Genomic DNA, 24,248 nt, shown 5'->3' with positions numbered 1-24,248 from the left:
GGAAACCCACGCATCCGACCACAACGAAATCCTTTGCCATCGCATAGGTGGACGTCAGGCGGCTGTTTGTCGTCACCGGTCGATACGGTGGCTGTATGACCAGCGCCGAGACCGAGGTCGTCGACCTCTGCCGTGACCTGATCCGGATCGACACCAGCAACTACGGCAACGACCCGGGACCGGGGGAGCGGAAGGCGGCCGAGTACGTCGCGGCCCAGCTCGACGAGGTCGGGATCTCCTCCGAGATCTACGAGTCCGAGTCGGGCCGGGCCTCGGTCGTCGCCCAGTGGGGCGGCTCGGCCGGCGACGGCCTGCTGCTCCACGGCCACCTCGACGTCGTCCCGGCCGCGGCCGAGGACTGGCGGATCGACCCGTTCTCCGGTGAGATCGTCGACGGGTACGTCTGGGGCCGGGGCGCGGTCGACATGAAGGACTTCGACGCGATGCTGCTGGCAGTGGTCCGGGAGCGCCAGCGCACCGGACGGATCCCCGAGCGTCCGATCACCCTCGCCTTCACCGCCGACGAGGAGGCGGGCGGGATGAAGGGCGCCCACGTGCTCGTCGAGGACCACCCCGACCTGCTCGCCCACTGCACCGAGGCGGTCGGCGAGGTCGGCGGCTTCTCGACCACGGTGAAGGGACGCCGTCTCTATCTGATCGAGGCGGCCGAGAAGGGCATGGCCTGGATGAAGCTGACCGCCCGCGGCACCGCCGGGCACGGCTCGATGATCAACCGTGACAACCCGATCACCCGGCTCTCCGGCGCGATCGCGCGCATCGGCGCCCACGAGTGGCCGGTGCAGCTGACCCCGACGATGCAGACGCTGCTCGCCGCGGTCGGCGAGATCGCGGGGGAGGAGCCGACCCCGGAGAACGCCGAGCGCCTGGTCGAGGAGTTCGGCCCGGCCGCCCGGATGATCGGCGCCACCCTGCGCAACGTCACCAACCCGACGATGACCAGCGCCGGCTACAAGGTCAACGTCATCCCCACCGAGGCCACCGCCCACGTCGACGGCCGCTTCCTGCCCGGCTTCGAGGACGACTTCTTCGAGACGCTGCGCAAGCTGTGCGGCGAGGGGATCGACATCGAGTTCGACCAGAACCAGATGCCCTGGGAGACCCCCTACGACGGTGCGCTCGTCGCCGCCATGGAGCGCTCGCTGGTCGCCGAGGATCCCGATGCGCTCGTCGCTCCCTATCTGATGAGTGCCGGCACGGACGCCAAGCACTTCAAGCGGCTCGGGATGAGGACGTACGGCTTTGCTCCCCTACGGCTCCCCGAGGACCTCGACTTCACTGCGCTGTTCCATGGCGTCGACGAGCGGGTGCCGGTCGACGCGCTCCAGTTCGGGGCGCGCGTCATGGACCGCTTCCTGGACCAGATCTGACTGTCGGCGACGGTCAGGGGACGAGGGAGGTGAGGGTCGCCTCGCTCAGGGCGGCGACCTCGGCGTGGCCGGTGCGGTGGGCCCAGGCTGCGACCGAGATGGCGTCGCGGACCTGGAGCCGGTGCCAGGCGTCGGGCTCGCGCGGGTCGGAGCCGTAGCCCTCGAGGAACGCCTTCTCGAAGGTGTCGTTGCGGGGGAAGTCCTGCGCGGAGAGGCGGGAGAGGTCGTAGAGGGCGGGGCGGAAGCCGAAGCGGCCGGAGTCGATCACGCGCAGGGTGCCGGCGTCGATGACCCAGCTGGTCGGCTGCCAGTCGCCGTGGGTGGGGACGAGCACCGTCGTCGGGGTCGGCCACGAGGCGATCTCGGCGCGGAGGCGCTCGGTGAGATCGGCCTCCAGACCGGCCACGTCGAGCCAGCCGAGGGCGCGCTCGTCGAGCTCGGGCTCGTAGTCCTCGTCCTCGACGCTCGCCTGTCGGTGGAAGGTCGCCAGCAGCTCGCCCGCCTGACGGTAGACCTCGGGGTCGTGGATCGCGTCCGAGGTGCTCGCCGGCTCGCCGTCGAGGTGGGTCATCACGATGATGCGGGCATCCAGGTCGGCCTCGACGAGGCTCGGCGCGCGGCCGGCGTCGGTCCACGGGGCCAGCCAGCTGCGGAAGGCCGCGAGCTCGCGGTCGAGGTGGCGCACGCCTTCTCCTGCGGTCTTCACCAGGAAACGGTCGTCGCCGGCTGAGAGCACGAGAGCGGTGGTGCCGGCGCGGTGCAGATCGCTGCGGTCGGCGACCAGCTCGGCTCCGGGGAGCCACTGGTCGAGGAGGTCGCGCTGGGCGGGGGTCAGGGTGTCGAGTGCCGAGATCACGGGCGGATCCTGCCAGCGTGAGGAAGGTTCACGACACCGTGTCGCGGGCAGATATCCGTGTTGTTGGCGCCTTGTGGGCGCCGCTTGGCTCAGATCGGCAGGACGACCTCGGCGTTGAACGTCTCGACCACCGGCTCACCGGCGATGTTCGGCCCGATGCTGGTCAGGGTCGCGTTGCCGATCGGGCCGATCCGCATCCAGGTCGCGGGCGGCGCGTTGAGGACCTCGCGTACGAACCAGGCGACCACGAACGCGTGGGTGACCAGCACGACCTCCTCGTCGTGGTGCTCGAACCAGAGCTTGTGCCAGGCAGCGGTGAGATCCGTGCCGTCGAGGTCGCGCTCCGCCTCCGGGACGTCGTGGAACCACTCCCAGCGGTGGGTCGGGTAGTCGCTGCTGCGCTCCGAAGACGGCACCGGGGTGCGGTCGGCGAGGAGGTCGGAGACGGTCGCGCCGGCGCCGAGGTTCTCGGTGAGGATGGAGGCCGTCTCGGTCGTACGCCGGCTGGGGCCGTGCAGCACCTGGCGGACGGGACGGAACGCGAGTCGGTTGGCGAGCGCCTGGACCTGGCGGCGGCCGAGCTCGGAGAGGCCGGGGTCGGCCCCCGCCAGGTCCATGCGCTCGCCGGCGGCTTCGCCGTGGCGTACGAGATGGATCACCCGCAGGACCCTAATCTCTGGACGCGCGAGGAGCGCGGAGACGCGCTCAGACCGTCAGCCGCTGGCGGATGATCTTGCGGCGAAGCGTCACCCGGCGGGTGCCGTCGGCGGTGATCCGCACCCGGTCGAGCTCCCAGCCGCCATGCTCGGCGCGCTCGACGAGGAGCTTGGTGACGATGTTGCGGGAGAACTCACGCGAGAAGGTCACCTTGTCGTACTCCCACATCACTCCCGGGCGGGGCGGACGGCGTTCGGCTCGGGCCAAGGCAGCACTCCTTCTGCTGGACTACTCAGGAGAACCAGTGTGCCGGAAGAGATGTTCCCGCGCGGGCAGTTAGACCGCGGAGACGTCGTCCAGTGCGAGCGCGATCTCGGGAGGCAGGGTCAGGTCGGCGACCTGGAGGGCCTCCTTGAGCTGGGCGGCCGTACGTGCCCCCAGGATCGGCGCGGTGACGCCCGGCCGGTCGCGTACCCAGGCCAGCGCGACCTGCAGCGGTGTCCACTCCAGACCCTCGGCGGCCTTGGCGACGGCGGTGACGATCCCGCGGGAGCGCTCGTCGTCGAAGGCGTCCACCCGGGCCGAGAAGCCCGGGTCGGCGCCACGGGAGTTCGACGGGATGCCGGTGCGGTACTTCCCGGTCAGCACGCCACCGCCGAGCGGCGACCAGGCCAGCAGGCCCATCCCCATCGCCTCGGCGGCGGGCAGGATCTCGTACTCGACGTCGCGGGCCAGCAGGGAGTACTCCACCTGCGTCGAGGCCAGCGTCGCGCGACCCGGGACCGACCGCTGCCAGGTCGCCGCCTGGGCGGTCTGCCATCCGGTGTAGTTGGAGACCCCGACGTACGCCGCGCGGCCGCTGCTCAGCGCCATGTCGAGCGCGGTGAGCGTCTCCTCGAGCGGCACCTCGGGGGACCAGACGTGCACCTGCCAGAGATCGACGTGGTCCACGCCGAGCCGCTTCAGGGAGGCGTCGAGGCCGGTGAGGAGGCCTCCACGGGAGGTGTCGACCCCGCGGTTGCCGCCGCGCCAGGTGATCCCGCCCTTGGTCGCCAGCACGATGTCGTCACGGGCCACGACGTTCTCGGCCAGAAGTGAGCCGACCAGCTTCTCGGAGGCGCCGTCGCCGTAGCCGGCGGCCGTGTCGAGGAGCGTGCCGCCGGCCTCGGTGAAGCCGGCCAGCTGCTCACGGGCCTCGTGCTCATCGGTCACGCTGCCCCAGGTCATGGTGCCCAGGGCGAGAGACGAGACTCGCAGCCCAGTGGCTCCGAGGAGTCGGCTCTGCATGAGGACAATCTATCGGTGCCCTGCGCGACGCCCCGGCCGGACACGCTGGCGTGACGGCGGACACACCGAGAGGGAGGCAGCGGTCGGGTGCTGCGTACATGCCCCTTAGAGTTTCCGCCCGTGGATTATCTGCAGGCGATCGCACTGGGCATCATTCAGGCACTCACCGAGTTCCTGCCGATCTCGTCGAGCGCACACCTGCGCATCTTCCCCGAGCTGCTCGGCTGGGGCGACCCCGGCGCGGCGTTCACCGCCGTGATCCAGATCGGCACCGAGCTGGCAGTGGTCGCCTACTTGGGCCGGCACATCTGGAGCATCATCTCCACCTGGGCCCGCAGCCTGTTCAAGCCGGAGCTCCGCAGCCACACCGACGCCCGGATGGGCTGGTTCATCATCGTCGGGTCGATCCCGATCGTGGTCATGGGGATCCTGTTCCAGGACATCATCGAGAAGGACCTGCGCAGCCTCTACATCGTCGGCACGATGCTGGTCGTGATGGGCATCGTGCTCGGGATCGCCGACCGGATCGGAGCCAACCGCAAGCGCTTCGACGACCTGTCCTGGCGCGACGCGATCCTGATGGGCTGCGCCCAGGCCTGTGCGCTGATCCCCGGCGTCTCCCGCTCGGGCGCGACGATCTCGATGGGCCGCGCGCTCGGCTACGAGCGAGCCACGGCGACGGAGTACGCCTTCCTGCTGGCGCTCCCGGCGGTCTTCGGAGCCGGTCTGTTCGAGATGAAGGACATCGCCCACGAGGACAACCTCTACGGCTGGGGTCCCACGATCGTGGCCACGATCGTCTCGTTCGTCCTCGGCTACGCGGTGATCGCGTGGCTGCTGAAGTACCTCTCGCGCAACACCTACACCCCGTTCGTGATCTACCGCGTCGTCCTCGGTGTCGCCGTTCTGGTTCTCGTCGGCGTGGGTGTGCTCACCGAGTGGTGATCGTGACAAACTCAGGCATGTGTCTGAGTCTGGCAAGAAGCCTGCCGTAACACCCGCTGCGATCGAGGAAGCCGCTGCGCGCACGATCGCCACGCGCACGGCCGTCGAGCGCTCGGTCAGACTCTCGGAGAGGTACGCCGCCGAGGTCCTGCTCAAGCGCGAGGACCTGCAGCTGGGGCGCTCCTACAAGGTCCGCGGTGCCTACAACCTGATGAGCTCGCTGACGCCCGAGGAGCTCGAGCGGGGCGTCGTGTGCGCGTCTGCCGGGAATCACGCCCAAGGTGTCGCGATCTCGTGCGCCCGCCTCGGCGTGCCCGGCCACATCGTGGTGCCGACCAACACGCCCAAGCAGAAGCGCGACCGGATCACCGCCCTCGGCGGCTCGCACGTGACGCTCACCCTGCACGGCTCGACCTACGACGAGGCCTCGGCCTACGCCTACGAGCTCGGGCGCGGGCTCGGAGCCACCTACGTCTCCGCCTTCGACGACCCGCGCACGATCGCCGGGCAGGGCACCGTCGGCTACGAGCTGACCTCCCAGATCACCGAGCCGCTGGACGTGCTGCTGCTGCCGGTCGGCGGCGGCGGGCTCGCCTCGGGTGTGGCGACCTGGGTGCGCGAGGTCTGGCCGCAGACGCGGATCATCGGGGTGGAGCCCGCCGGCGCCGCCTCGATGGCGGCCGCGATCGAGGCCGGTGGGCCGGTCCGGCTGGACACGCTCGACACCTTCGTGGACGGCGCCGCCGTCGCGACCGCGGGGAAGGTGACGTACCCGATCGTCAAGGAGTACGTCGACGAGCTCGTCACCGTGCCGGTCGGCGCGATCTGCGTGGAGATGCTCGAGCTCTACCAGACCGAGGGGATCATCGCCGAGCCCGCCGGAGCGCTCGCGGTGGCCGCCCTGGGGCAGATCGACCTGCGCGGCGCCTCGCGCGTCGGGGCCGTCCTCTCCGGTGGCAACAACGACGTCTCCCGCTACGCCGACGTGCTCGAGCGGGCGCTGATCCACCAGGGGCTGCGCCACTACTTCCTGGTCTCGTTCCCGCAGGCTCCCGGCGCGCTGCGCGGCTTCCTCGACGACGTCCTGGCCGACGGTGAGGACATCGTCGTCTTCGAGTACGTCAAGAAGTCCAACCGCGAGCACGGGCCCGCGCTGATCGGCATCGACCTCGACTCCGCCGACGGGCTCGACGGACTGCTCGAGCGGATGGGTGCCAGCGACCTGCTCATCGAGCGGATCGAGCCCGACTCCCCGCTGTTCACCTTCCTGCACTGATGGGCATGTCCACCAAGGTCGCCGTCGCCGGCGTGACGGTCGCCGTCGGATTGCTCTCGGCGTGCTCCGGCGAGGCCGTCGATGCCGGCGGCGAGCCCGGCCGGATCACCCACCGCGCGGTCGCCGCGGTCGCGCTCGAGCACCTCCCGACCGACACCTCCAGCCGGGCCGCGTCCTACACCTCCGAGTCGACGCCTCCCGAGCAGGTCTCGGTCGACCTCCGCTACGGCGCCGACGGGGAGTATGACGGCGACCTGGTGAGCGTCGCGGTCTCGGCTCGTCCGCCCGAGGACGGTCGCGGGTGCCGGAGCGAGCTCGGGCAGCACTGCGTCGACCTGCCGACCGATGTCAAGGGCGCCGAGATGCAGCTCCGCTGGACCGAGGAGGAGCCCGAGGAGGACCCCGGCGACGTCGGGGTGGTGCTGCTGCGCGACGGCGGTGAGACCGCCACGATCGGCTACTCCGGTCCCACGATCACCGGCGACCCGCGCAAGCTCGACCTGCCGATCGACGTCGAGAAGCTGGTCGCCGTCGTCGAGGACCCGCGCCTGCGCTACCAGGCGACCTCCGAGACGCTCGCGCTCGGCGAGGAGCTCGACGACTGGAAGGGCGGCGAGCCCGACCCCGACGCGTACGAGCTGGTGCACAACACCGACCACGGCATCGCCCAGGCCTACGTCGGGGGCCGGGGTGGCTATGGCTACTACAAGGGGGTCATCCGGTCGCCGCTGCGCGAGAGATTCGGGCCCGACGCCATCGGCGGGCGGCTGCTGCAGCGCTCCTCACCCGGCTTCACGGGCATGCCCGACGCCGACATCGACGTCCTCGCCGCGCCCTCTCCTCCCGCCTGGATGACCCGGGAACCCTGCTCGGCGCCCGCGCTGCGCGCGCACTGTGTCACCACGAAGGGCAAGCGTGGCCCGCTGGTCTTCGCCTGGAAGCCCGCCCTGGGCGACGACGTGGGCTGGGCCTGGATGATCTCGATGCGCAAGGACGAGGTCGTCGCGGTCCGTTACCGGGGTCCGCGGATGCCGGCCGGCTACGACGACGCCGCGGCGCTCACCGAGTGGTATCAGGGTGAGCAGCTCGACGCGCAGGGCGGCGAGGCCGAGTCGGAGTTCGCCGACGACCTGTCCTTGTGGTGCGACCGGGAGCACCTCGACGCTCGCCCGGTCAAACAGCTCGACTAGAACCAGCCGGACTTCCGGAAGAAGATCCACAGCCCAGCCACGACGGCGACCATGAGGAGCAGCGAGAACGGGTAGCCGAAGGTCCACGACAGCTCGGGCATATGGGTGAAGTTCATCCCGTAGATCCCGGCGATCAGCGTCGGCACCACGACCAGCGCGGCACCGGCGGAGATGCGGCGCATGTCCTCGTTCTGCTGCAGCGAGAGCTGGGCGAGGTGGGCCTCGAAGGCGGAGGAGAGCAGCGTCTCCAGGTTCTCGATCGACTCCACGATCGAGGAGAGATGGTCGAGTACGTCGCGGAAGTAGGGGCGCAGGTCGGGGTCGATGTCACCCTCGCCGTTGGCGAAGCGGCGCACCGGCTCCCGCAGTGGCATCACCGCGCGGCGTACCTCTGCCAGCTCGCGACGCAGACGGTAGATCCGGGCCGAGTCGTGGGTGCGCTCGTCGGAGAAGACCGAGGTCTCGACCTCGTCGACGTCCTTGGTGAGCTCGTTGGCGACGTCCACGTAGCCGTCGACGATGTAGTCGACGACCGCGTAGACCGCCGAGTAGGAACCCTCGGTGAGAAGCTGCTCGTCACTGGTCTCCAGCAGCTCGCGGGCGGGCGCGAGCCGGGAGCCACGACCGTGGCGGACCGTGATCACGTAGTCGGGACCGATGAAGAAGGCGACCTCACCGGTCTCGACCGCATCCTCGGCGTCGACGTACCAGAGCGTCTTGACGACCAGGAACATCCCGCCCTCGTAGCGCTCCAGCTTGGGCCGCTGGTGGGCGGTGAGCGCATCCTCGACGGCGAGAGGGTGCAGCCCGAAGGCCTCGGCGACCTCGTCGAGCTCGTACTGGCTGGGCTGGTAGAGCCCGAGCCAGACGAAGTCGCCCTCGTCCTTCACACCGCTGCGCAGCGTCGCGTAGTCGTGGGGCGCGCAGTCGATCCGGTCGCGCGCGCCGGCGCGGTAGAGAGCGCTGTCGACGATCACGTTGTCAGGTTAGGCCATGCTGCCCCGCATTGCTGGCCGGCTCCACCGGGGCGGATAGGGTCGCCAATCGTGGCGACGATGATCCTGGTGAGGCACGGCCGTACGACGGCGAACGCATCCGGCACGCTGGCCGGCCGGCTTCCCGGGGTGAGGCTGGACGAGCGCGGCCTGGAGCAGGCTCAGAAGGCGGGGGAGCGGATCTCCCCGGTGCCGCTGGCGTTGGCGGTCACCAGCCCGATGGAGCGCTGCCAGCAGACCCTGTCGGTGATCCTGGACGGGCGCTCGGAGCTTCCCGCGGTCGTCGTCGAGGACGGCGTCGCCGAGTGCGACTACGGCGAGTGGCAGGGGGAGAAGATCACCACGCTGGCGCGCCGCAAGCTGTGGAAGACCGTCCAGGCCCAGCCCTCCGCGGTCACCTTCCCCGGCGGTGAGTCGATGCCGGCGATGCAGGCGCGAGCAGTCGAGGCCGTACGCCGCCACGACGCCGCCGTCACGGCCGCGCACGGCGACGCGGCGGTCTGGCTGTGCGTGAGCCACGGCGACCTGATCAAGTCGATCCTGGCCGACGCGCTCGGCATGCACCTGGACCTCTTTCAGCGGCTGCACGTCGACCCGGCCTCCATCTCCGTGGTCCGCTACGGCGATGGACGGCCGACCGTACTGGCGACCAACACGAATGCCGGCGATCTGTCCTGGCTCGCGCCGCAGAAGGGCCGGAAGGGCTCGAAGAAGCGGAACGATGCCATTCTGGGCGGCGGTGCGGGGCCGACGGATGCTGTTTCGGACTAGCGTCTTGTCTGTTATGCGGGGTTGTGTGGGTCGAACAGGTGGAGGTTGGGTTTGCGTGCCATATCGGCGAGGTCGGCGATCTCGATGACCTCGCGTCCAGCGGCTTCAAGTGTCTCGGCGCCAATGCAGTCGACGAAGATCGACGGTTCGCGCCACGCGTACACGATGCGAGGGATGCCTTCGTCGAGTATGTGCTGTGTGCAAGTGACTGGTCGTGAGGCGCGGGTGCTGCAGGGCTCGAGAGACGTGTAGATCGTTGCCTCAGACAGCAATGCTCGGTCCTCAGCCGACACGTCGGCGAGCGCTGCTTCCTCGGCGTGTTCGTGAGGATTTCCCTTGCGAGACCAGCCCTGTCCGATGACTCGTCCATCGGCCGTTGCGATGAGGGAGCCGACGGCGAATGCGGTGGCCGATGGTGGACAGCGGTCGGCGAGCGAAATGGCACGCAGTAAGAGGTCGCTGTCTAAGCCGGTGGGATTGCTCATGGGTGCTGGGGAAGGTAGCGCAGGAGCACGCAGTCGCCGATCTGGCGAGCTTCGGCGAGCTGCATCCGGTGGCTGGGATCCTGTGGGAATGCAGAGGGGTTAACGAATCGCGGCGCCGCCGAGTCGCCGACGAAGAACGGGGCGAAGACGAGGTGGAGCTCGTCGGCGAGGCCGGCGGTGAGGAACATGGTGTGGATCGTCCCGCCACCTTCGACCATCAGGCGTTGTACGCCGCGGGCAGCCAGGTCGCCCACGACCGCTTGAGGGGTCACCGTGTCACCGACACCCACCACGGTTGCTGAGTCAGCGAGTCGATCAGCGAGAGCGGCTGCCTCGGTGTCGGTCGTGTAGACGATCTTGTCGACCTCGCCGGTTGCGAAGAACTTCGCGTTTGGGTCGAGGTCGCCGGAGGTGGTGATGGTGACCTTGATCGGTGTCGCTGTGAGGCCGTCGGCCTCGCGCTTCTCGCGCCGTTCGTCGGAGCGGACCATGAGGCGTGGGTTGTCGGCGCGGATGGTGTTGGCCCCGACGAGGATCGCGTCGACCCCCGCCCGGACCTCATCGACTCGGTCGAAGTCCTCGTCGTTGGACAACAGCAGCCGCTCCGAGGTGGCGTCGTCGATGTAGCCATCGAGGGACGCAGCGACGGAGAGTAGGACGTAGGGGCGAGTCACAACTGGGTTCCAATCTCGTTCATCGCACGCTCGGTGATCGCGGTGAACTGGGTAGGGGTTACGCACTCGGTGAGTTCGGCGACGAGCCCAGTGCCCGTCCCGTTTACAGCGCAGAGGGCTTCTAACGTACGTGCAGCAGTGCCGCCGGTCGGACCGTAGGGCAGGACTGGTATACCGAGTGCTTGGGCGATGCTGACCTCGGCCGCGGTGCCTGATGCTCCGCCGACGACGATCATCAGGTCAGCGCCATGGACGACGTTCTCCCGACCGAACCGGGCGGTGCTCATCGCGAACCCTGCGGGTCGGAACTGATCGGCGACGTAGGTGACCACCTCGATCCCGATGCCTACGGGGCCGTGGTTCACAGCGATGCCTGAGAAAGCTACGAGTCGGGCGAGCGCGGCGACGGTCGCGTCGAGCAGTTGGTCGTCACATCCCGGCGCGCGGCTGCCGCTGATGACGACGCACGGCGGGCTCGAGGCGGGTTCCGCACCCTCGATGAGCATTCTCTCGAGTTCAGCCGGTGTGACGTTCAGAAGCTTGGCGAGCTGCGGGCGGAAGGTGGCCAGGGGAGTAGCCTCGCCTGCTTCCCATCGCGCGATCGTGGAGCGGTCCACCTCCATCGCGTACGCCAGTCGCTCCTGGGAGAAGCCGGCGAGCTTGCGTTGACGCACGAGGTCGTTACGCCGTGCCATGCACCCTCCCAAGCCGGATCGAACCTTCTGTACGCACGTGCTGTGTGGCCTCTCTGCAGAGATGCGGCAACAGTGCGACATCGGTGCCATGTCCTCAGCGTCCAGCCTCGCGTTGACTGGATCTCAGTAATCGAACTGCCCTGATCACCAGCCAGAATCCGGAGGCGCGCGTCGACATGGACAAAGCTAGCGCAATCCCATCATCGTCGGCGCGGACCACGCCCGCGGTCTACAAGACCGTGTACGGGAGCTTCTGGCACTACGAGGCTGTCGGACGGCGAAGGAGCAGCTATCTGCGCACCGCATGCGGGCGGCGTCTCGGCCGTTGGCATGTCGAACCCGCGCAGCCGGCCGCAGCGATCCCGAGCGAGGACATCTGCGCCGGGTGTCTTCGAAAGCTGACGTCTTAGCAGAGCCGCCCTGCGACTCACCCCGCCGTATCCACGGAGATCCACGACCAACGACGCCGGTTGGCGTCGTCGGGTCCGCCGTGCAGCAACACCCCATCACCTGCTGATCTCGAGGAGCACCACGATGAGCGTCGCCACACTTCCACCCCCGATCACCACGGCGCCCCGCACCGGGGCCGCCGAGGAACTTGAAGACCTTCTTCGCTCGCACGGCCCGGACCGGGACCGTCGCTGGCGGAAGTGGGCCCACCAGCTCGCCGGCGCTACGACAACCACACCGGCTGACCTCGTCGACCTGTGGAAGACGGTGGTCGACTTCGATCCGGTGTTGCGTGAGCACCTCGCCGACCCGATCGACCTTGGTCCGGACACCGTGCTGGTTGCCGGCAGCGGCAAAGAGACCCTGAAGACCTTCAACGTGTCCACAGCCGCCGCTCTCCTGGCGTCCTCAGCCGGTGCCCGCGTCGTGAAAGGGATCTCCGCCTCCGTGTCGGCCGTCAGCGGCTCCGCTGACGTTCTCGGAACCCTCGGGATCGAGCCGGTGAAGAGCGTCGGAGAGCTCAGGTGCGTCGTCGCTGAGGTGGGCATCGCGTTCGTGCCGTACGCGATGTTCTGTCCCGGGTATGCCGCCGAGTACGACGACGTCTTCACCGAGGTGAACCCGTTCAGCTTCATGATGCCGATCGCCGTGCTTGCTGTTCGTGCCGGCTCCTTCGTTTACGGCATCGCTGATCCGCGCGTCGGTCTGTCGGCGCATGCCATCAGCGCGTGCCGACCCGATCTGCCTCACGGAAGCGTGGTCATGACCGAGCCCCGGCCGGGCGGGATCATCGACGAGAGCGTGCCGTACGGACGGGCGCGCCACGCGCTCGCGGGTGACGGATCGGTGAGCGTCCGGGGGAGGACGTACCCGGACGCGCCACCGCACTGGGTTCGGGCCGTAGCGCACGGAAACGACCATGATGCCAACGCCGCCCGTCTGGCCGCCTCCCTCGCACCTCGCAACTCGGGTCCGAGCTGCGAGCTCGTCGAGGCGAACGCCGCTCTCATCTGGTGGGAGTCCACAGGCCGTCTCAGCAGCCTCGCCGATGCGCACCACCACGTTCGCGAGGCGCGGATCTCCGGACGTGCCCAGAGTCTGCTGATCACGCTCCAGGAAAGGGGCCTGTGATGACCGCCGCCACGTCGCCCATCAACTCGACGGTCCAGCCGATCTCACGGCCGGTGCATGATCGTCTGGGACCGCTCGCCCGCCGATTCTCCCACGAGGACGGCGCCGCCGGTGTCCTTCCCGCAGACCTCACTGATCTCGAGGTCGTCACAGGGTTCGGGCCGACCAACGCTCCCACGGCCGGAACGTTGTCGGTCATGATCGGGATCATCGAGCTGCAGCAGCGACTCGACGTCCCGATGACGGTGATCGTCTCCGAGCTCGGGGCATGGAACTCCCGCAACGTCGCCTGGGCAGACCTGCTCCGGGTGCGCGACCAGATGCTGGCCTTCCTTCGGGCCATCGGGTTCGACGAGAACCGCGGAGAGCTGCGAACCCATCTGCACGAGGGAAACCTCACCCGTGCCGGTCGGATCGCCCGCTATCTGACCCCCGCGGACCTGGCCGAGAATTGCGAAGACCTCAACGACCTCTACGACTTCCATGGGTTGCTCGGTAGCGAGGTCGGCCTGACGATCGACTCGCTCTATACCGTCGCCGACATCCTCGGACCCGCCGAGAACGGTGCACGCAACATCTTGATGGTCTCCGGTATGGAGGAGGCCTACTTCACCCAGCTCGCGCGCATCGTCCTCGAGCGGCAGCGCACCGCGGGAGATCTCAGTCTCGGCTGGGAGGCCGACGTCGGAGCGGTCTACTTCCGAGTCATTGAAGGACTCGGGGGTTATCCGAAAATGTCCAAGAGCATCCCCGCATCGTCCATCCACCTCGGTATGAACGCTGATGATTTCAGAGCCAGGATCCTTAGCGATGCCCCAGCGGACCAGCCAGCCCTGTTCTCGGCAATCGACCTGGCCAGCGGATGGAGTGACGAACAGATCCGCGAAGCGCGCGCTTCCTACGATGCGCGCGACGCCGATCCGGGCGCCTGGGCGCGGGTGAAGTCGAATTACCTGGACACCTTCGTCGAGTACGCGGACCAGTGGAAGCGCTGCGCACGATGAGCGCCGCAGCCATGGCGAGCGACCCGCTCGCCCACCCCCGCCAACGCAACCGGACCCGACTCCTCAACGACGGTTCCGGCAGGCCCAGTGTCTTGAAGGAATACACGCACATGTGCGGCGAGGACGTCCGAACACTGTCCAAGATCGAACGTCGGCTCCGCTCTGCCGGCGTGCCGATGCCCGAGATGCTCGACTGGTCAGCAGAGCCGCCCGCCACGGTCCACGCATACGTCAACGGCGAGCACCGCACCGACCCCACCTCGGAGATGATCGATGCCGCAGCCGAGGTCTTCGCGAAGCAGCTCAAGGTGCTACCTCGTACGAGTGCACCCTGGGTTCCTCGTCGCCCGGTCGGGCTGCCCGCGCGGAGCCGAGAAGCGGCACACGTCGCTCGTTCGAGTTCCCTGAGGGACGCCATTGTCGGGTCGTGGTACCGGATCAGCGAGCTCGCAGCCTCCCAGCCTTGGACCACGACCCATGGCGACTGGCGAGCCGACAACCTTCTCTATGGCGAGAACGCGGTCCTGGCCGTCCTGGACTGGGAGATCCTCATCTCCGTGCCCGTCGCCGAGGCGGTCGGCTATGCGGCAGCATCGCTGACCCACAGCTGGCGCCCGGACCTGCGCAAGCCTCTCGATCCCAGCACCGTGGTCACGTTCATCCATAGCGCCGAGAGGCATCACGCACTGGCGCCCGGCGAGACCGGGCACGCGCGCCTTGCCGCGCTCCATGTGGCTGCCGTACGCCTGGCCGAGGATGAGGCCGACGGGATCGACGCCCCCACCCTCTCCGAACTCACCCGACACCTGGGAGCCCGACGATGACGATGCCCAACGTGCTGCAGATCCCGTCACACATGACCTACGCCAAGGCGCTCGGCCCCGCCCACACGGCCCCTGAGGTGGCTAGCCCGACTCTTCGGATCGCCGACCTCCTCGCCCAACCACGGTGGGACTTCGACATCGTTCACCTCCACTCGCTGGAGTTGGTGACCCTCGATGAGTTGATCCGGCTGCGCCAGCGCGCGGTCGCTGAGGGCGTACGTCTTGTGGCTACGATCCACGACCTCGTGCCCAACATCGAGGCCAGCGTCGGTGACTTCCTGGTCAAGGTCGCCTATATCGCGTCCGAGGCCGATCACGTGTTCACCCTCACTCCACAGGCGGCCGACCAGATCGCAGCGCTAGCACCTCACGCCGAGCCCGCCGAAGCCTTACCCCATGGCGCCGCCGTCGCGATCGATTCGATTCCGGCCGTTCCAGTCAGCGGCGACGGTGGGCTCGCCGTGTTCGGTGCGTTTCGCCCCTACCGCGAGCTCGAGATCTTGGTGCGGGCGTGGCAGTGCCTGGGGGAGGAGCGCCCCAAACTTCGAGTGCTCCTTCGATCGGTCACCCGGGCCGACCAAGAACGAGACGCCGCGCTGCTCGACCTGCTCGAAGAGACCGCACGCACTGATCGACGACTCCACCTGACTGTCGCGCACACCATGCTCGGCGACGACGACTTGGTGGACTGGCTCACCGGCGCGTCCGCACTCGTACTGCCCTACTCCCACATCACCCACTCCGGGCAGCTCGAGCTCGCCCGAGACCTCGGCCTCCCCGTCATCGCGCCCGACATCGCGAGCCTGCACGGCCAGCTCACCGCGGGCCCACGAAAGGACCTGCCCGTGGTCTGGTTTGCACCCGACACGCTCACCATCGACGCCTTCCCGACATGCCTGTGCCACGCCAGCGAACTCGCCCTCGACACCGCCGACCGCAGCAGCGCGATCGCAACGGAGGACCAGGACCATGTGAGGGCGGTTCGACTGGGCGAGCGCACCGAGATCACCGAACGTCACGCCGAGGTCTACGCGGACCTCCTGACCAAGACCGGAGAGCGAGTATGACCACAGAGTCGAACCTGACCGCCCCTAGACTCCACCCCATGTCGCAGACAGACGCCAAGGTCTCCCTGACCGGAATCAAGCCGACAGGCGAGCCACACCTCGGGAACTACATCGGCGCGATCCGACCTGCGCTCGAGCTGACCAAGCAGCACGAGTCGATCTACTTCATCGCCGACTATCACGCACTGACCAGCATCAGGGACCCCGAGCTCCTGCGCCACTACACCCGCTCGGTCGCCGCGACCTGGCTCGCCGCCGGCCTCGACCCGACCGAGACCCTCATCTACCGCCAGTCCGATGTGCCCGAGATCTTCGAGATGCACTGGGTGATGTCCTGCATCACCGCCAAGGGCCTGATGAACCGCGCCCACGCCTACAAGGCTGCCCGGGATCAGAACGCCGCAGCCGGACGCGACGAGCTCGACGCCGGCATCAACATGGGCCTGTACAACTACCCGGTCCTCATGGCCGTCGACATCCTCATCATGGGCTCCGACATCGTCCCGGTCGGCAAGGACCAGATGCAGCACGTCGAGTACGCAGCCGACATCGCCGGCACGTTCAACCACCTCTACGGCAAGGCCTACACCCTCAAGATCCCAGAAGCCTCCGTGCCAGCTGAGGACTCCGGGCGTACGCTGCCTGGCCTCGACGGTCGCAAGATGAGCAAGTCCTACGGCAACACCATCCCGCTCTTCCTGCCCGAGGCGAAGCTCCGGAAGATGGTCCGCAAGATCCCCACCGACAGCACGCCGGTTGAGGAACCCAAGGACCCCGAGACCTCCCACGTCTTCCAGATCCTCGCTCAGTTCGCCACCCCGGCAGAGACGGAAGAGACTCGACGGCGACTGACGGCCGGCGGGTATGGGTGGGGACAGCTCAAGAACGACCTCGCCGACATCCTTGAACGCGAGCTCGGTCCGATGAGGAAGCGCTACGACACCCTCATGGAGCCCGGAAGCGACCTCGACGGCATCCTGCACAACGGAGCCGAGGAAGCCAGAAAGCGCGCCCGCCCCGTCCTGGACGGCGTACGTGCCGCAATCGGCATCTGACGGAAGCTACGAGCCATCCCGGTCGACCGCGTGTGGCGGTGCGTGTTGCCATTCGACTCCGACAGGAGACAGTGATCATGATCGATGCAGTGATCTTTGACCTCTTCGGAACACTCGTCGACGCGCCCACACACGGCCACCGAACCGGCGCCGTTGCCGAACTCGCCCGCGCCGCGCATAGACCTGAGGACGTCGTCGACGCCTATCTGTCGAACTCTTGGACCGCACGTCATGATGGCACGCTGGCGACCGTTGGAGATCTGGCCGAGCACTGCGTTGTCCACACCGGGAGCTGCGCAACGGTCGACGGCGTTGCCCAGACTTGGCGCGCTCTCGCCACAGCACGTCTGGTGCCTGACCCGACGGTGATCGCAGCGCTGCAGGCATTGCGTGACGTCGGTGTCGAAGTCGGGCTGATCTCTGACGCCGGCGCTGAGGTCGCAGAGGCATGGCCGGACAGCCCGTTGGCCGGGCTTGTTGATCACGCGGTCTTCTCGTGCACCTCTCACGCGATAAAGCCAGCTCCCGATCTCTACCTAAGAGCGCTCTCGGCCCTTGGCGCGGAGTCAGCAACGAGCTTGTATGTGGGCGATGGTGGGGGAGACGAGCTCCACGGCGCCGAGACACTCGGTATCAGCGCCATCAAGGTGATGCGCCGCGGTGGCGACCGCGCCCTCGCATACGGTGAATCCAACCTGTGGGCCGGCCCCGTTATCGCAGGTGTTGAAGAGCTTCCAGGTCTCGTGCGAGTCGGCGCATGAACTGCATCGACAACGCCACCTAAACATCTGAAGCCGTATTCACAGCAGGGGCCACAGCACGGCTCCGACCTCGGCCATGTGGTAGCCGGCTACGAGATCATCGACAATCTGCTTAGCTGTCTGCGCAGGTTGGCTACGGCGCTTGGACATCTGTTCGACAGCGCGGACACCGAGCCGGGGATCAAGATGCAGGATCTGAGCTACGAAATCGGGCGCTGTAACGACCTTCACGCCGATTGCATTCAACGGCCCACATGTTTTGAAGCCCGCCTGTCTGTCATCCGTCACCAGAAACGATGCTCCAGTCGTGACTGCGGCGTGGGCAACGTGGCCGTCGTCGGGATCCGCCAGGCCGTACGGGTAACTCTGGTCGCGGGCGGCAACGACGGTTGACCGCGGAAACGCCCGTTTCATCTCTGTTATCAGGTGTTGTCGCCTCCGGGGGTCATCGGCCTTCCCCTGCCTTGCCCAGATACGCCCGAGGACGTCATTGAGTTCGTCGAGGATGCCGCTGCTCCAGACGGGACGAAAGCCGCCTTCGGCGGCGAGCTGCAACAGAAAGTCGCGCTGACCGCCAGGGATGAGCGTGCAGGTGTCAAGGACGGCAGCTGGCCTGTGGATGTCTGCAGGGCCGGTCACCGTGATCGCCGCTCCTGACGGAGCTCGGCGAGAACTGCAGCAGCCTCAGCAGGGTCGATTTCGCCGAACTCAGCCGACGACTCGGCGATGAAGGCGCTTTGGCGCTCGTAAAGCAGGTCCTGCGGCGTTGGCACGTCCCGCAGAAGGGTGTCCTCGGCCATTCTCTCGGCCTGCTTGAGGATGAGCTCGGTAGCCCCGGGCTCATCGTCGGGTGGGTAGCCGTGCTTGAGCAACAATCGCTTGATCCGCGTGCGAAGCTTCGCTCGGACCGTCTCTTTCATCTGCCAGTCGGTCTTGGCGTCGTTGCGGACGATGTCGGTCAGGTTGTGCGCGATCGATCGGAGCGTGGCGTCGGCCATCGCCTGACGCGCGGACTCGTTGGTCAGCATCGCGTCGTAGAAAGCCAGCTCGTTCTCGGTGAGGCCCGTCTCCTCCCCACGCTGACGCTGCTCCTGGATGGCCTTTGCGATCTCGACGATCTCGGCGATGACCTGCGCCGCGTCGATGGTGCGGTTCTGATAGCGGTTGAGAGCGTCTGACAGCATCTCCGAGAATCGGCGCCCGGCAACCACATTGCTGCGCTCGATGACCTTGACCTCATTCGAGATCAGCCGCCGCACCGCCTCGAGCTGCAGGTTCTTCTGATCGGACTCCTCGAACTTCCGGCGGAAATCGTCGTCGATCACCGAGATGTCGGGCTTCTCCAGCCCGGCCTCGGCGAAGATGTCGATCACCCCGGTGCCGGACATGTGCTCGCTGACGATCTGCCGCACCGCGACGTCGAGGGTAGCCTCGCCGTCGACGCCGCGGTCCACGGCTTCGATCTTCGCGATCGACTGCCTCACTGCGTCGAAGAACGCGACATCGTCGCGGATGGCGGTCGCCTCCTGAGACGTGGGAACGAGGGAGAACAATCGCTTGAGGCGCCCCGTGTGGGCCATGAACCGCTTCTTGAGTGACGGTCGTTCAGCCTTGTCGGTGTCGAACTCGTCAGGCGCGACATCATCGCCGCCTTCGCCAGCGCCGCGTTCGGACTCGAGCAGATGGTCCACGGTTGCCGTCACGGCGTAGACGAACGCCCGGGCGTCGCCGCTGTCGAGGATGGTCACCCAGTCGATGTCGTGGAGTAGGTCGGAGACGACGGCGTGCTCGGTCAAGAGCTCGGGGATCGCCGACTGCCGGACATCTTCGCCGATCGCGCGGTCCTGCTTGTCGCGGTCGGTGTAGGTGGCGAGTGCATCCTTGAGGTTTTCGGCGATCCCGATGTAATCGACGATGAGACCGGACGGCTTGTCCTTGAAGGTTCGGTTGACCCTGGTGATCGCCTGCATCAGGCCGGCCGAGCGCATCGGTTTGTCGACGTACATCGTGTGCATGGGCGGGGAGTCGAAGCCCGTGAGCCACATGTCCCGCACGATCACGAGCTCGAGCGGATCGGCCGGGTCGGAGGCTCGCGCCTTCATCGCGCGACGCTCGGCTTTGTTGCGGATATGGGGTTGGAACGCTGCGGGATCGGTGGCGTTGCCGGTGATGATCACCTTCAAGACGCCGGCCTTGTCGTCGTCGCTGTGCCAACCGGGCCGCAGGGCGATGATCTCGTCGTACAGCTCGACGGCGATACGACGTGACATCGTCACGATCATCGCCTTGCCGGAAAGGACGTCTCGGCGAGCTTCCCAGTGAGTCACGATGTCGACAGCGAGATCCCTGATCCGTTTCTTGGAGCCGACGATCGCTTCGACCTTCGCCCACTTGCTCTTGGTGCGCTCACTGATCTCGTCCTCGGCGCCTTGGATGGCGTCCTCGAACTGGTCGTCGATCTCCTCCTTCACATCCTCCGGCAGCTCGACGCGGACCAAGCGGGGCTCGTAAAAAACCTTGACGGTGACGCCGTCCTCGATCGCCTGGGTCATGTCGTAGACATCGATGTACTCACCGAAGATCTCGGCCGTCGAACGGTCCTTCTCGTCGATCGGGGTGCCGGTGAACCCGATGAACGACGCCCCGGGCAGCGCGTCGCGCACGTTGCGGGCGAACCCGTCGATGACGTCGTAGTTCGACCGGTGTGCCTCATCGACCATGACCACGATGTTCGTGCGGTCCGTGAGCAGGGGGAAGGCCCGGCCGGCCTCGCGGTCCTCCTTGGACAGGCCGAACTTCTGCAGCGTGGTGAAGATGATCCCGCCCGACTCCCGCCCAGCCAAGAGCTCCTTCAGATGAGCACGCGACTCGGCCTTGACCGGCGCCTCGGGGAGTGGTGAGCCAGGCTTCGACGACGCGAACGTCTCCTCGAAGAGCTGGTCGTCGAGGTCGTTGCGGTCGGTAAGTACGACGACCGTCGGGTTTTCCATCGCCGGTTCGCTCATCACCTTGCCCGCGTAGTACGCCATCTCCAGCGATTTGCCCGAGCCTTGGGTGTGCCACACGACGCCGATCCGCCCGTCGAGCTCAGCCGGTTCGACGGTCTGGTTGACCGCCTTCATAACTGCCCAGTACTGGTGATACTTCGCGACCGCCTTGCGCGTGTCGACCCCATCGCCGAACGTGGCGATGAAGTGCCGCACCATGTCGAAGAAGACCTCCGAGCGGAACATCCCGCGTGTGAGCACCTCGATCTGAGGGATCCGCAACCCATCGGCGTCCCTCGGGTCGCGGACGGTGCCGTCGATCGTCTTCCACGCCGCCCAGTGGTTCCAAGGTGCCGAGAACGACCCCGCCAGGGCCTCGATGCCGTCGGAGACGACAGCGACCTGGTTCCACTTGAACACGTCTGGAATCTGATTGCGATAGGTCTGGAGTTGACGATAAGCACCGTTGACCTTCGCGTATGCCTTCCCGGGCCGCTTCAGTTCGAAGATCGCCATCGGCAGGCCGTTGACGAACAACAGCACGTCCGGCCGGCGTGTTCGCTTCGGCCCTTCGATCGAGTATTGGTTGATCGCAGTCCTGTCGTTCGCAAGTGGATCGTCCCAGTCGACCAACCGCGCGCGGTCGTAGCGAAGCTGCCCGTCGGCGTCGCGAAACTCGACGGGCACGCCCTGGATCAGGTAGCGATAGGCGTTCCAGTTCTCCGACTCGATCAACGGAGAATCGATGCGCAGTACTGTCGCGACGACGTCGTCCAGTGCTGGTGCGGGCAGCGTTGGGTTGAGTCGCATCACGGCGGAGCGAAGTCGACCGACCAAGACGACGTCACGGTAGTCCGATCGCTCCGCCCTCGACTCGCCTGGTGCGATGTCGGGGCCATAGACGTGAGACCAGCCGAGCTCCTCCAGGATCTCCAGCACCCAGCGCTCGAGATCGTCCTCCGTCGGGCCCACCATCACGCCACCGCCAGGTTCTCGGAGACTCGCACCTTGCCGGACATCAGTAGGGGGCGGAGCTCGTCGCGAGTACGAGTGAGGTCGGCTGCCGCTAACTCGTCCGCCCATGCGGACTCCAGGAGGCTTTGGGCCGCGCGAAGCGACGGGTGGTCCTCCGGTGGTGCTGGGAACACAAGGTTCTCGACCACGTCGATGGGCAGGTTGGCGACAGTAGTCCCGCGGATCGAGCCGTTGAACCTGGCGCGTGCCTCATCGGTGAAGAGGTAAGCCCAGAGCGGAAGGCGCATCCAGCGCATCTCTGGCGTGAAGTCGACCAGGTAGGTGTGGTGGGTGAAAAGCGCCTCCCGAACGTCCCCAGGCACGAGCATCGGCCAGCCGATGATCTCCTGCCGCCACGTTTGCTCGGTATTGGTGATGATGAGATCGCCAGCGCGGGCGACGTGGCGTGGTTTGTAGTCACCGACGTAGAACTTCCACCCGTCCCTCTTTAGCCATCCGAAGTTCGCGGCGCTCCCCATGTTCACCATCGGGATGCCGGTGTCAGCAAGTCCGGCACCCTTGTAGGACAAGCCGCGTCGCGCTTCAGCGACATCGCCAACCCGCACCTGCGCATCAGCCGGTGCGTCTATGAGTGTTGCCTTCGCGAGGCCAACCGCTGCGCTGCTCATGGACCTATGGTTCTCGATCAGGTCGTCTAGGGCGCCGAGAACCGAGGAGATCCGCCGCTGCTCGTCCACGTCTGGGACAGAGACCGGAATCTGTGCTAGGTAGTTCCGGTTTAGTGAGGGCTGGGCGCTGCCGCTGTTGTATGCAGTGAAGTCAATGAGGTCGAGGGTGTGGAACACCCACCGCGGGTCATTGTCCTTGAAGTCCGTCACGTAGAGGCATGTGTTCAAAGGCCAATAGTCCTGTGCGACGTAGACCGCCTTCCCAATGGATGCACCACTGCGCCCAATCGTCACTCCCGGCCCCGGGGCCTTTGCTTCGTCATGCCAACCGGTGACGCCAAACGAACCGATGACCGGGACCGTGCCGGAGCGCCGCGTCTGCGTCGGGAGGTCGTGGCCCCGCTGCAGCGAAACAATGTCACTCAGCGGGCGGGTCCCCCAGTCACTCATCCGCCACCGCCAGCGAGTCGAGCGCACCAAGGACATCCGTCTGCAGGTCATCGCGTTTCTTGAAGCCGTCGCGGATCTCCGCGGCAATCCGGGCGATCTTGGCGTCGAGTGGCTCGCTGTCGTCCTCGACTTCCTCGCTGCCGACGTAGCGGCCGGGGGTGAGGACGTAGCCGTGTTCGGCAATCTCGGACGTGGTGACGGCGCGGCAGAAGCCGGGGATGTCGCCGTACTCCTGGCCCCGGCTGGTCTCAGTGCCGCGCCAGGCGTGATAGGTGTCAGCAATCTTCAGGACGTCAGCCTCGGAGAAGGCACGCAGGGTGCGGGTCTCCATGAAGCCGATCTGGCGGGCGTCGATGAATAGGGTCTCGTGCTGGCGCGGTCGGGTCTTCATGCCGTTGGGGACACCGGCCTTGTTCTTGGTGAGGAACCAGAGACAGACCGGAATAGCCGTTCCATAGAAGAGCTGTGGAGGCAGCGCGACGATGCACTCGACAACATCGGCGTCGACCATCGCCTTGCGGATCTCGCCCTCGCCGTTCTGCTGGGACGAGAGCGAGCCATTCGCCAGCACCGTCCCGACTGCGCCGGTCGGGGAACAGTGGTGCAGGAAGTGCTGGAGCCAGGCGTAGTTGGCGTTCTGGACCGGCGGGACGCCGTACCTCCACCGCACGTCCTGCCTCAGCCGGTCGCCGCCCCACTTGCTGTCGTTGAAAGGTGGGTTCGCGATCACGAAGTCAGCACGGAGATCGGCGTGGGTGTCGGCATGGAACGTGTCGCCCCACTGGGGCCCGAGGTTCCCCTCGATGCCGCGGAGGGCGAGGTTCATCTTGGCCAGTCGCCAGGTGGTCGGGTTGGATTCCTGGCCGAAGACCGACAGATCGTTGCGGTTACCGCCGTGGGCGGCGAGGAACTTGTCGGCTTGGACGAACATGCCGCCGGAGCCGCACGCGGGGTCGAGCACGCGGCCGTGGTAGGGCTGCAGCATCTCGACGAGGAGCTGCACGACTGAGCGCGGTGTGTAGAACTCGCCAGCCTTCTTGCCCTCCTTGGAGGCGAACTGGCTGAGGAAGTACTCATAGACCCGCCCCAGCACATCAAGGCCCTTGTACTCCTCGGCAGCGAGGTCTTGGCGGGAGAAGGTGTCGATCAGACCGCCGACGTTCTCCTGGCTCAGCTCGCGCTGTGTGTAGTTCTTCGGCAAGACGCCTTTCAGCGTCGGATTCTCCCGTTCGATCGCTCCCATTGCCTCATCGACCCGCTTGCCGATGTCGGGCTGCTTGGCTGCCTTGCGCAGGTCCTCCCACCGATGTCCCTCGGGGATCCAGAACACACCCTCGGCGGTGTATTCGTCGCGGTCCTCCAGCACCGACATCTTCGCGGCCTCGGTCGGCATGAAGTAGTCCGAGTCCGGGTCGTTGACCAGCCGCGTGAGTTCGTCGTGGCGGACCTTGAACGTGTCGGATACGTACTTGAGGAAGATCAGACCTAGGACGACGTGCTTGTACTGCGCTGAATCCATCTTGCCGCGCAACTCGTCGGCGGCGTCCCACAGCGTCGCCTCGAGGCTCTTCGCCGGCTTGGCCTTCTTCTTGGGCGGCACTGCTCTCCTTCTCATGGGTTCGGGCTGGTGCGATGCATCGGCCCGCATCGGTAAACG

Annotated in this window: 23 protein-coding genes; 11 read left to right on the top strand and 12 right to left on the bottom strand. The window is 66.9% G+C overall.

Going from position 1 to position 24,248, the window contains the following annotated elements; genetic code table 11:
• The first annotated feature begins 95 nt into the window (after nucleotides 1-95).
• Nucleotides 96-1,388, top strand: coding sequence for a M20/M25/M40 family metallo-hydrolase (locus ACIA03_RS08305; RefSeq protein ID WP_396981090.1), 1,293 nt, complete (start codon nucleotides 96-98; stop codon nucleotides 1,386-1,388).
• A 13-nt stretch (nucleotides 1,389-1,401) separates the two neighbouring features.
• On the opposite strand, the gene ACIA03_RS08300 is transcribed toward ACIA03_RS08305, so the two are convergent.
• The 4 genes from ACIA03_RS08300 to ACIA03_RS08285 all read right to left on the bottom strand — a co-directional run bounded on the left by ACIA03_RS08300 (nucleotide 1,402) and on the right by ACIA03_RS08285 (nucleotide 4,188).
• Nucleotides 1,402-2,244, bottom strand: coding sequence for a phosphotransferase family protein (locus ACIA03_RS08300; RefSeq protein ID WP_396981087.1), 843 nt, complete (start codon nucleotides 2,242-2,244; stop codon nucleotides 1,402-1,404).
• Between the two features lie 89 nt (nucleotides 2,245-2,333).
• A complete protein-coding gene (locus tag ACIA03_RS08295; RefSeq protein ID WP_396981085.1) occupies nucleotides 2,334-2,903 on the bottom strand; it encodes a histidine phosphatase family protein in 570 nt (189 codons plus the stop codon).
• Nucleotides 2,904-2,949: 46 nt separating this feature from the next.
• Nucleotides 2,950-3,129: a DUF5703 family protein gene (locus tag ACIA03_RS08290; protein WP_040756208.1), complete on the bottom strand. Its 180-nt coding sequence runs from the start codon at nucleotides 3,127-3,129 to the stop codon at nucleotides 2,950-2,952.
• Nucleotides 3,130-3,237: 108 nt separating this feature from the next.
• Nucleotides 3,238-4,188: an aldo/keto reductase gene (locus ACIA03_RS08285; protein WP_396981083.1), complete on the bottom strand. Its 951-nt coding sequence runs from the start codon at nucleotides 4,186-4,188 to the stop codon at nucleotides 3,238-3,240.
• Between the two features lie 120 nt (nucleotides 4,189-4,308).
• On the opposite strand from ACIA03_RS08285, the gene ACIA03_RS08280 reads away from it, so the two are divergent.
• Genes ACIA03_RS08280 through ACIA03_RS08270 form a run of 3 tightly spaced genes read left to right on the top strand, consistent with a single transcriptional unit; the run spans nucleotide 4,309 to nucleotide 7,599 of the window.
• Nucleotides 4,309-5,133: an undecaprenyl-diphosphate phosphatase gene (locus ACIA03_RS08280; protein ID WP_396981081.1), complete on the top strand. Its 825-nt coding sequence runs from the start codon at nucleotides 4,309-4,311 to the stop codon at nucleotides 5,131-5,133.
• Between the two features lie 19 nt (nucleotides 5,134-5,152).
• Entirely contained in the window at nucleotides 5,153-6,409 is a 1,257-nt protein-coding gene (ilvA, locus tag ACIA03_RS08275; RefSeq protein WP_396981079.1) for a threonine ammonia-lyase IlvA, read from the top strand.
• 5 nt (nucleotides 6,410-6,414) lie between these two features.
• On the top strand, nucleotides 6,415-7,599 hold the full coding sequence (locus ACIA03_RS08270; protein ID WP_396981077.1) for a hypothetical protein: 1,185 nt from the start codon (nucleotides 6,415-6,417) through the stop codon (nucleotides 7,597-7,599).
• Here the strand turns inward: ACIA03_RS08270 and corA are convergent.
• Nucleotides 7,596-8,576 carry a magnesium/cobalt transporter CorA gene (gene corA, locus ACIA03_RS08265; protein ID WP_396981075.1) on the bottom strand — a complete coding sequence of 327 codons (981 nt, stop codon included), beginning with the start codon at nucleotides 8,574-8,576 and terminating at the stop codon, nucleotides 7,596-7,598. The genes ACIA03_RS08270 and corA overlap by 4 nt on opposite strands.
• Before the next feature lie 69 nt (nucleotides 8,577-8,645).
• On the opposite strand from corA, the gene ACIA03_RS08260 reads away from it, so the two are divergent.
• Nucleotides 8,646-9,365: a histidine phosphatase family protein gene (locus ACIA03_RS08260; RefSeq protein WP_396981073.1), complete on the top strand. Its 720-nt coding sequence runs from the start codon at nucleotides 8,646-8,648 to the stop codon at nucleotides 9,363-9,365.
• An 11-nt stretch (nucleotides 9,366-9,376) separates the two neighbouring features.
• Here the strand turns inward: ACIA03_RS08260 and ACIA03_RS08255 are convergent, their stop codons facing one another.
• From ACIA03_RS08255 to ACIA03_RS08245, 3 genes are read right to left on the bottom strand one after another with little or no spacing between them, the layout of a single operon-like run.
• On the bottom strand, nucleotides 9,377-9,850 hold the full coding sequence (locus tag ACIA03_RS08255) for a dCMP deaminase (RefSeq protein WP_396981071.1): 474 nt from the start codon (nucleotides 9,848-9,850) through the stop codon (nucleotides 9,377-9,379).
• On the bottom strand, nucleotides 9,847-10,524 hold the full coding sequence (locus ACIA03_RS08250; RefSeq protein WP_396981069.1) for a RibD family protein: 678 nt from the start codon (nucleotides 10,522-10,524) through the stop codon (nucleotides 9,847-9,849). The genes ACIA03_RS08255 and ACIA03_RS08250 overlap by 4 nt, the downstream gene beginning before the upstream one ends.
• Nucleotides 10,521-11,219 carry a multiprotein-bridging factor 1 family protein gene (locus ACIA03_RS08245; RefSeq protein ID WP_396981799.1) on the bottom strand — a complete coding sequence of 233 codons (699 nt, stop codon included), beginning with the start codon at nucleotides 11,217-11,219 and terminating at the stop codon, nucleotides 10,521-10,523. Before ACIA03_RS08245 ends, ACIA03_RS08250 begins: the two co-directional genes overlap by 4 nt.
• A 534-nt stretch (nucleotides 11,220-11,753) precedes the next feature.
• Between ACIA03_RS08245 and ACIA03_RS08240 the strand changes: the two genes are divergently transcribed.
• The 6 genes from ACIA03_RS08240 to ACIA03_RS08215 all read left to right on the top strand — a co-directional run bounded on the left by ACIA03_RS08240 (nucleotide 11,754) and on the right by ACIA03_RS08215 (nucleotide 17,511).
• Nucleotides 11,754-12,800 (top strand): hypothetical protein, encoded by a 1,047-nt coding sequence (locus ACIA03_RS08240; protein ID WP_396981067.1) that lies wholly within the window; start codon nucleotides 11,754-11,756, stop codon nucleotides 12,798-12,800.
• Nucleotides 12,800-13,804, top strand: a complete 1,005-nt coding sequence (locus ACIA03_RS08235) for a hypothetical protein (protein WP_396981065.1) — start codon at nucleotides 12,800-12,802, stop codon at nucleotides 13,802-13,804. Before ACIA03_RS08240 ends, ACIA03_RS08235 begins: the two co-directional genes overlap by 1 nt.
• Nucleotides 13,801-14,628, top strand: coding sequence for a phosphotransferase (locus ACIA03_RS08230; protein WP_396981064.1), 828 nt, complete (start codon nucleotides 13,801-13,803; stop codon nucleotides 14,626-14,628). Before ACIA03_RS08235 ends, ACIA03_RS08230 begins: the two co-directional genes overlap by 4 nt.
• Nucleotides 14,625-15,695, top strand: a complete 1,071-nt coding sequence (locus tag ACIA03_RS08225) for a hypothetical protein (protein ID WP_396981062.1) — start codon at nucleotides 14,625-14,627, stop codon at nucleotides 15,693-15,695. The genes ACIA03_RS08230 and ACIA03_RS08225 overlap by 4 nt, the downstream gene beginning before the upstream one ends.
• Nucleotides 15,696-15,733: 38 nt before the next feature.
• Nucleotides 15,734-16,750: a tryptophan--tRNA ligase gene (locus ACIA03_RS08220; protein WP_396981060.1), complete on the top strand. Its 1,017-nt coding sequence runs from the start codon at nucleotides 15,734-15,736 to the stop codon at nucleotides 16,748-16,750.
• A 77-nt stretch (nucleotides 16,751-16,827) separates the two neighbouring features.
• Nucleotides 16,828-17,511, top strand: a complete 684-nt coding sequence (locus ACIA03_RS08215) for an HAD family hydrolase (protein WP_396981058.1) — start codon at nucleotides 16,828-16,830, stop codon at nucleotides 17,509-17,511.
• A gap of 39 nt (nucleotides 17,512-17,550) precedes the next feature.
• Here ACIA03_RS08215 and ACIA03_RS08210 read toward each other — a convergent pair whose 3' ends face one another.
• From ACIA03_RS08210 to ACIA03_RS08195, 4 genes are read right to left on the bottom strand one after another with little or no spacing between them, the layout of a single operon-like run.
• A complete protein-coding gene (locus tag ACIA03_RS08210) occupies nucleotides 17,551-18,150 on the bottom strand; it encodes a PIN domain-containing protein (protein ID WP_396981056.1) in 600 nt (199 codons plus the stop codon).
• Nucleotides 18,147-21,473: a type I restriction endonuclease subunit R gene (locus tag ACIA03_RS08205; RefSeq protein WP_396981054.1), complete on the bottom strand. Its 3,327-nt coding sequence runs from the start codon at nucleotides 21,471-21,473 to the stop codon at nucleotides 18,147-18,149. The genes ACIA03_RS08210 and ACIA03_RS08205 overlap by 4 nt, the downstream gene beginning before the upstream one ends.
• On the bottom strand, nucleotides 21,473-22,591 hold the full coding sequence (locus ACIA03_RS08200; RefSeq protein WP_396981052.1) for a restriction endonuclease subunit S: 1,119 nt from the start codon (nucleotides 22,589-22,591) through the stop codon (nucleotides 21,473-21,475). Before ACIA03_RS08200 ends, ACIA03_RS08205 begins: the two co-directional genes overlap by 1 nt.
• Complete coding sequence (locus tag ACIA03_RS08195; protein ID WP_396981050.1) at nucleotides 22,584-24,191, bottom strand: type I restriction-modification system subunit M; 1,608 nt, start codon at nucleotides 24,189-24,191, stop codon at nucleotides 22,584-22,586. Before ACIA03_RS08195 ends, ACIA03_RS08200 begins: the two co-directional genes overlap by 8 nt.
• Between the last annotated feature and the right edge of the window lie 57 nt (nucleotides 24,192-24,248).

Origin of the sequence: Nocardioides sp. NPDC051685, from assembly GCF_044453405.1 — a bacterium.
Taxonomy (GTDB): domain Bacteria; phylum Actinomycetota; class Actinomycetes; order Propionibacteriales; family Nocardioidaceae; genus Nocardioides.
This window is presented reverse-complemented; position numbering and strand designations above follow the sequence as displayed.

Excerpts from the sequence above, each read along its gene's own strand:
- ACIA03_RS08235 (WP_396981065.1), top strand. The coding sequence starts at position 12,800 with ATGACCGCCGCCACGTCGCCCATCAACTCGACGGTCCAGCCGATCTCA.
- ACIA03_RS08205 (WP_396981054.1), bottom strand. The coding sequence starts at position 21,473 with ATGGTGGGCCCGACGGAGGACGATCTCGAGCGCTGGGTGCTGGAGATC.
- ACIA03_RS08255 (WP_396981071.1), bottom strand. The coding sequence starts at position 9,850 with ATGAGCAATCCCACCGGCTTAGACAGCGACCTCTTACTGCGTGCCATT.
- ACIA03_RS08225 (WP_396981062.1), top strand. The coding sequence starts at position 14,625 with ATGACGATGCCCAACGTGCTGCAGATCCCGTCACACATGACCTACGCC.
- ACIA03_RS08200 (WP_396981052.1), bottom strand. The coding sequence starts at position 22,591 with ATGAGTGACTGGGGGACCCGCCCGCTGAGTGACATTGTTTCGCTGCAG.
- ACIA03_RS08215 (WP_396981058.1), top strand. The coding sequence starts at position 16,828 with ATGATCGATGCAGTGATCTTTGACCTCTTCGGAACACTCGTCGACGCG.
- ACIA03_RS08220 (WP_396981060.1), top strand. The coding sequence starts at position 15,734 with ATGTCGCAGACAGACGCCAAGGTCTCCCTGACCGGAATCAAGCCGACA.
- ACIA03_RS08245 (WP_396981799.1), bottom strand. The coding sequence starts at position 11,219 with ATGGCACGGCGTAACGACCTCGTGCGTCAACGCAAGCTCGCCGGCTTC.
- ACIA03_RS08285 (WP_396981083.1), bottom strand. The coding sequence starts at position 4,188 with ATGCAGAGCCGACTCCTCGGAGCCACTGGGCTGCGAGTCTCGTCTCTC.
- ACIA03_RS08305 (WP_396981090.1), top strand. The coding sequence starts at position 96 with ATGACCAGCGCCGAGACCGAGGTCGTCGACCTCTGCCGTGACCTGATC.
- ACIA03_RS08230 (WP_396981064.1), top strand. The coding sequence starts at position 13,801 with ATGAGCGCCGCAGCCATGGCGAGCGACCCGCTCGCCCACCCCCGCCAA.
- ACIA03_RS08290 (WP_040756208.1), bottom strand. The coding sequence starts at position 3,129 with ATGTGGGAGTACGACAAGGTGACCTTCTCGCGTGAGTTCTCCCGCAAC.
- ACIA03_RS08270 (WP_396981077.1), top strand. The coding sequence starts at position 6,415 with ATGTCCACCAAGGTCGCCGTCGCCGGCGTGACGGTCGCCGTCGGATTG.
- ACIA03_RS08240 (WP_396981067.1), top strand. The coding sequence starts at position 11,754 with ATGAGCGTCGCCACACTTCCACCCCCGATCACCACGGCGCCCCGCACC.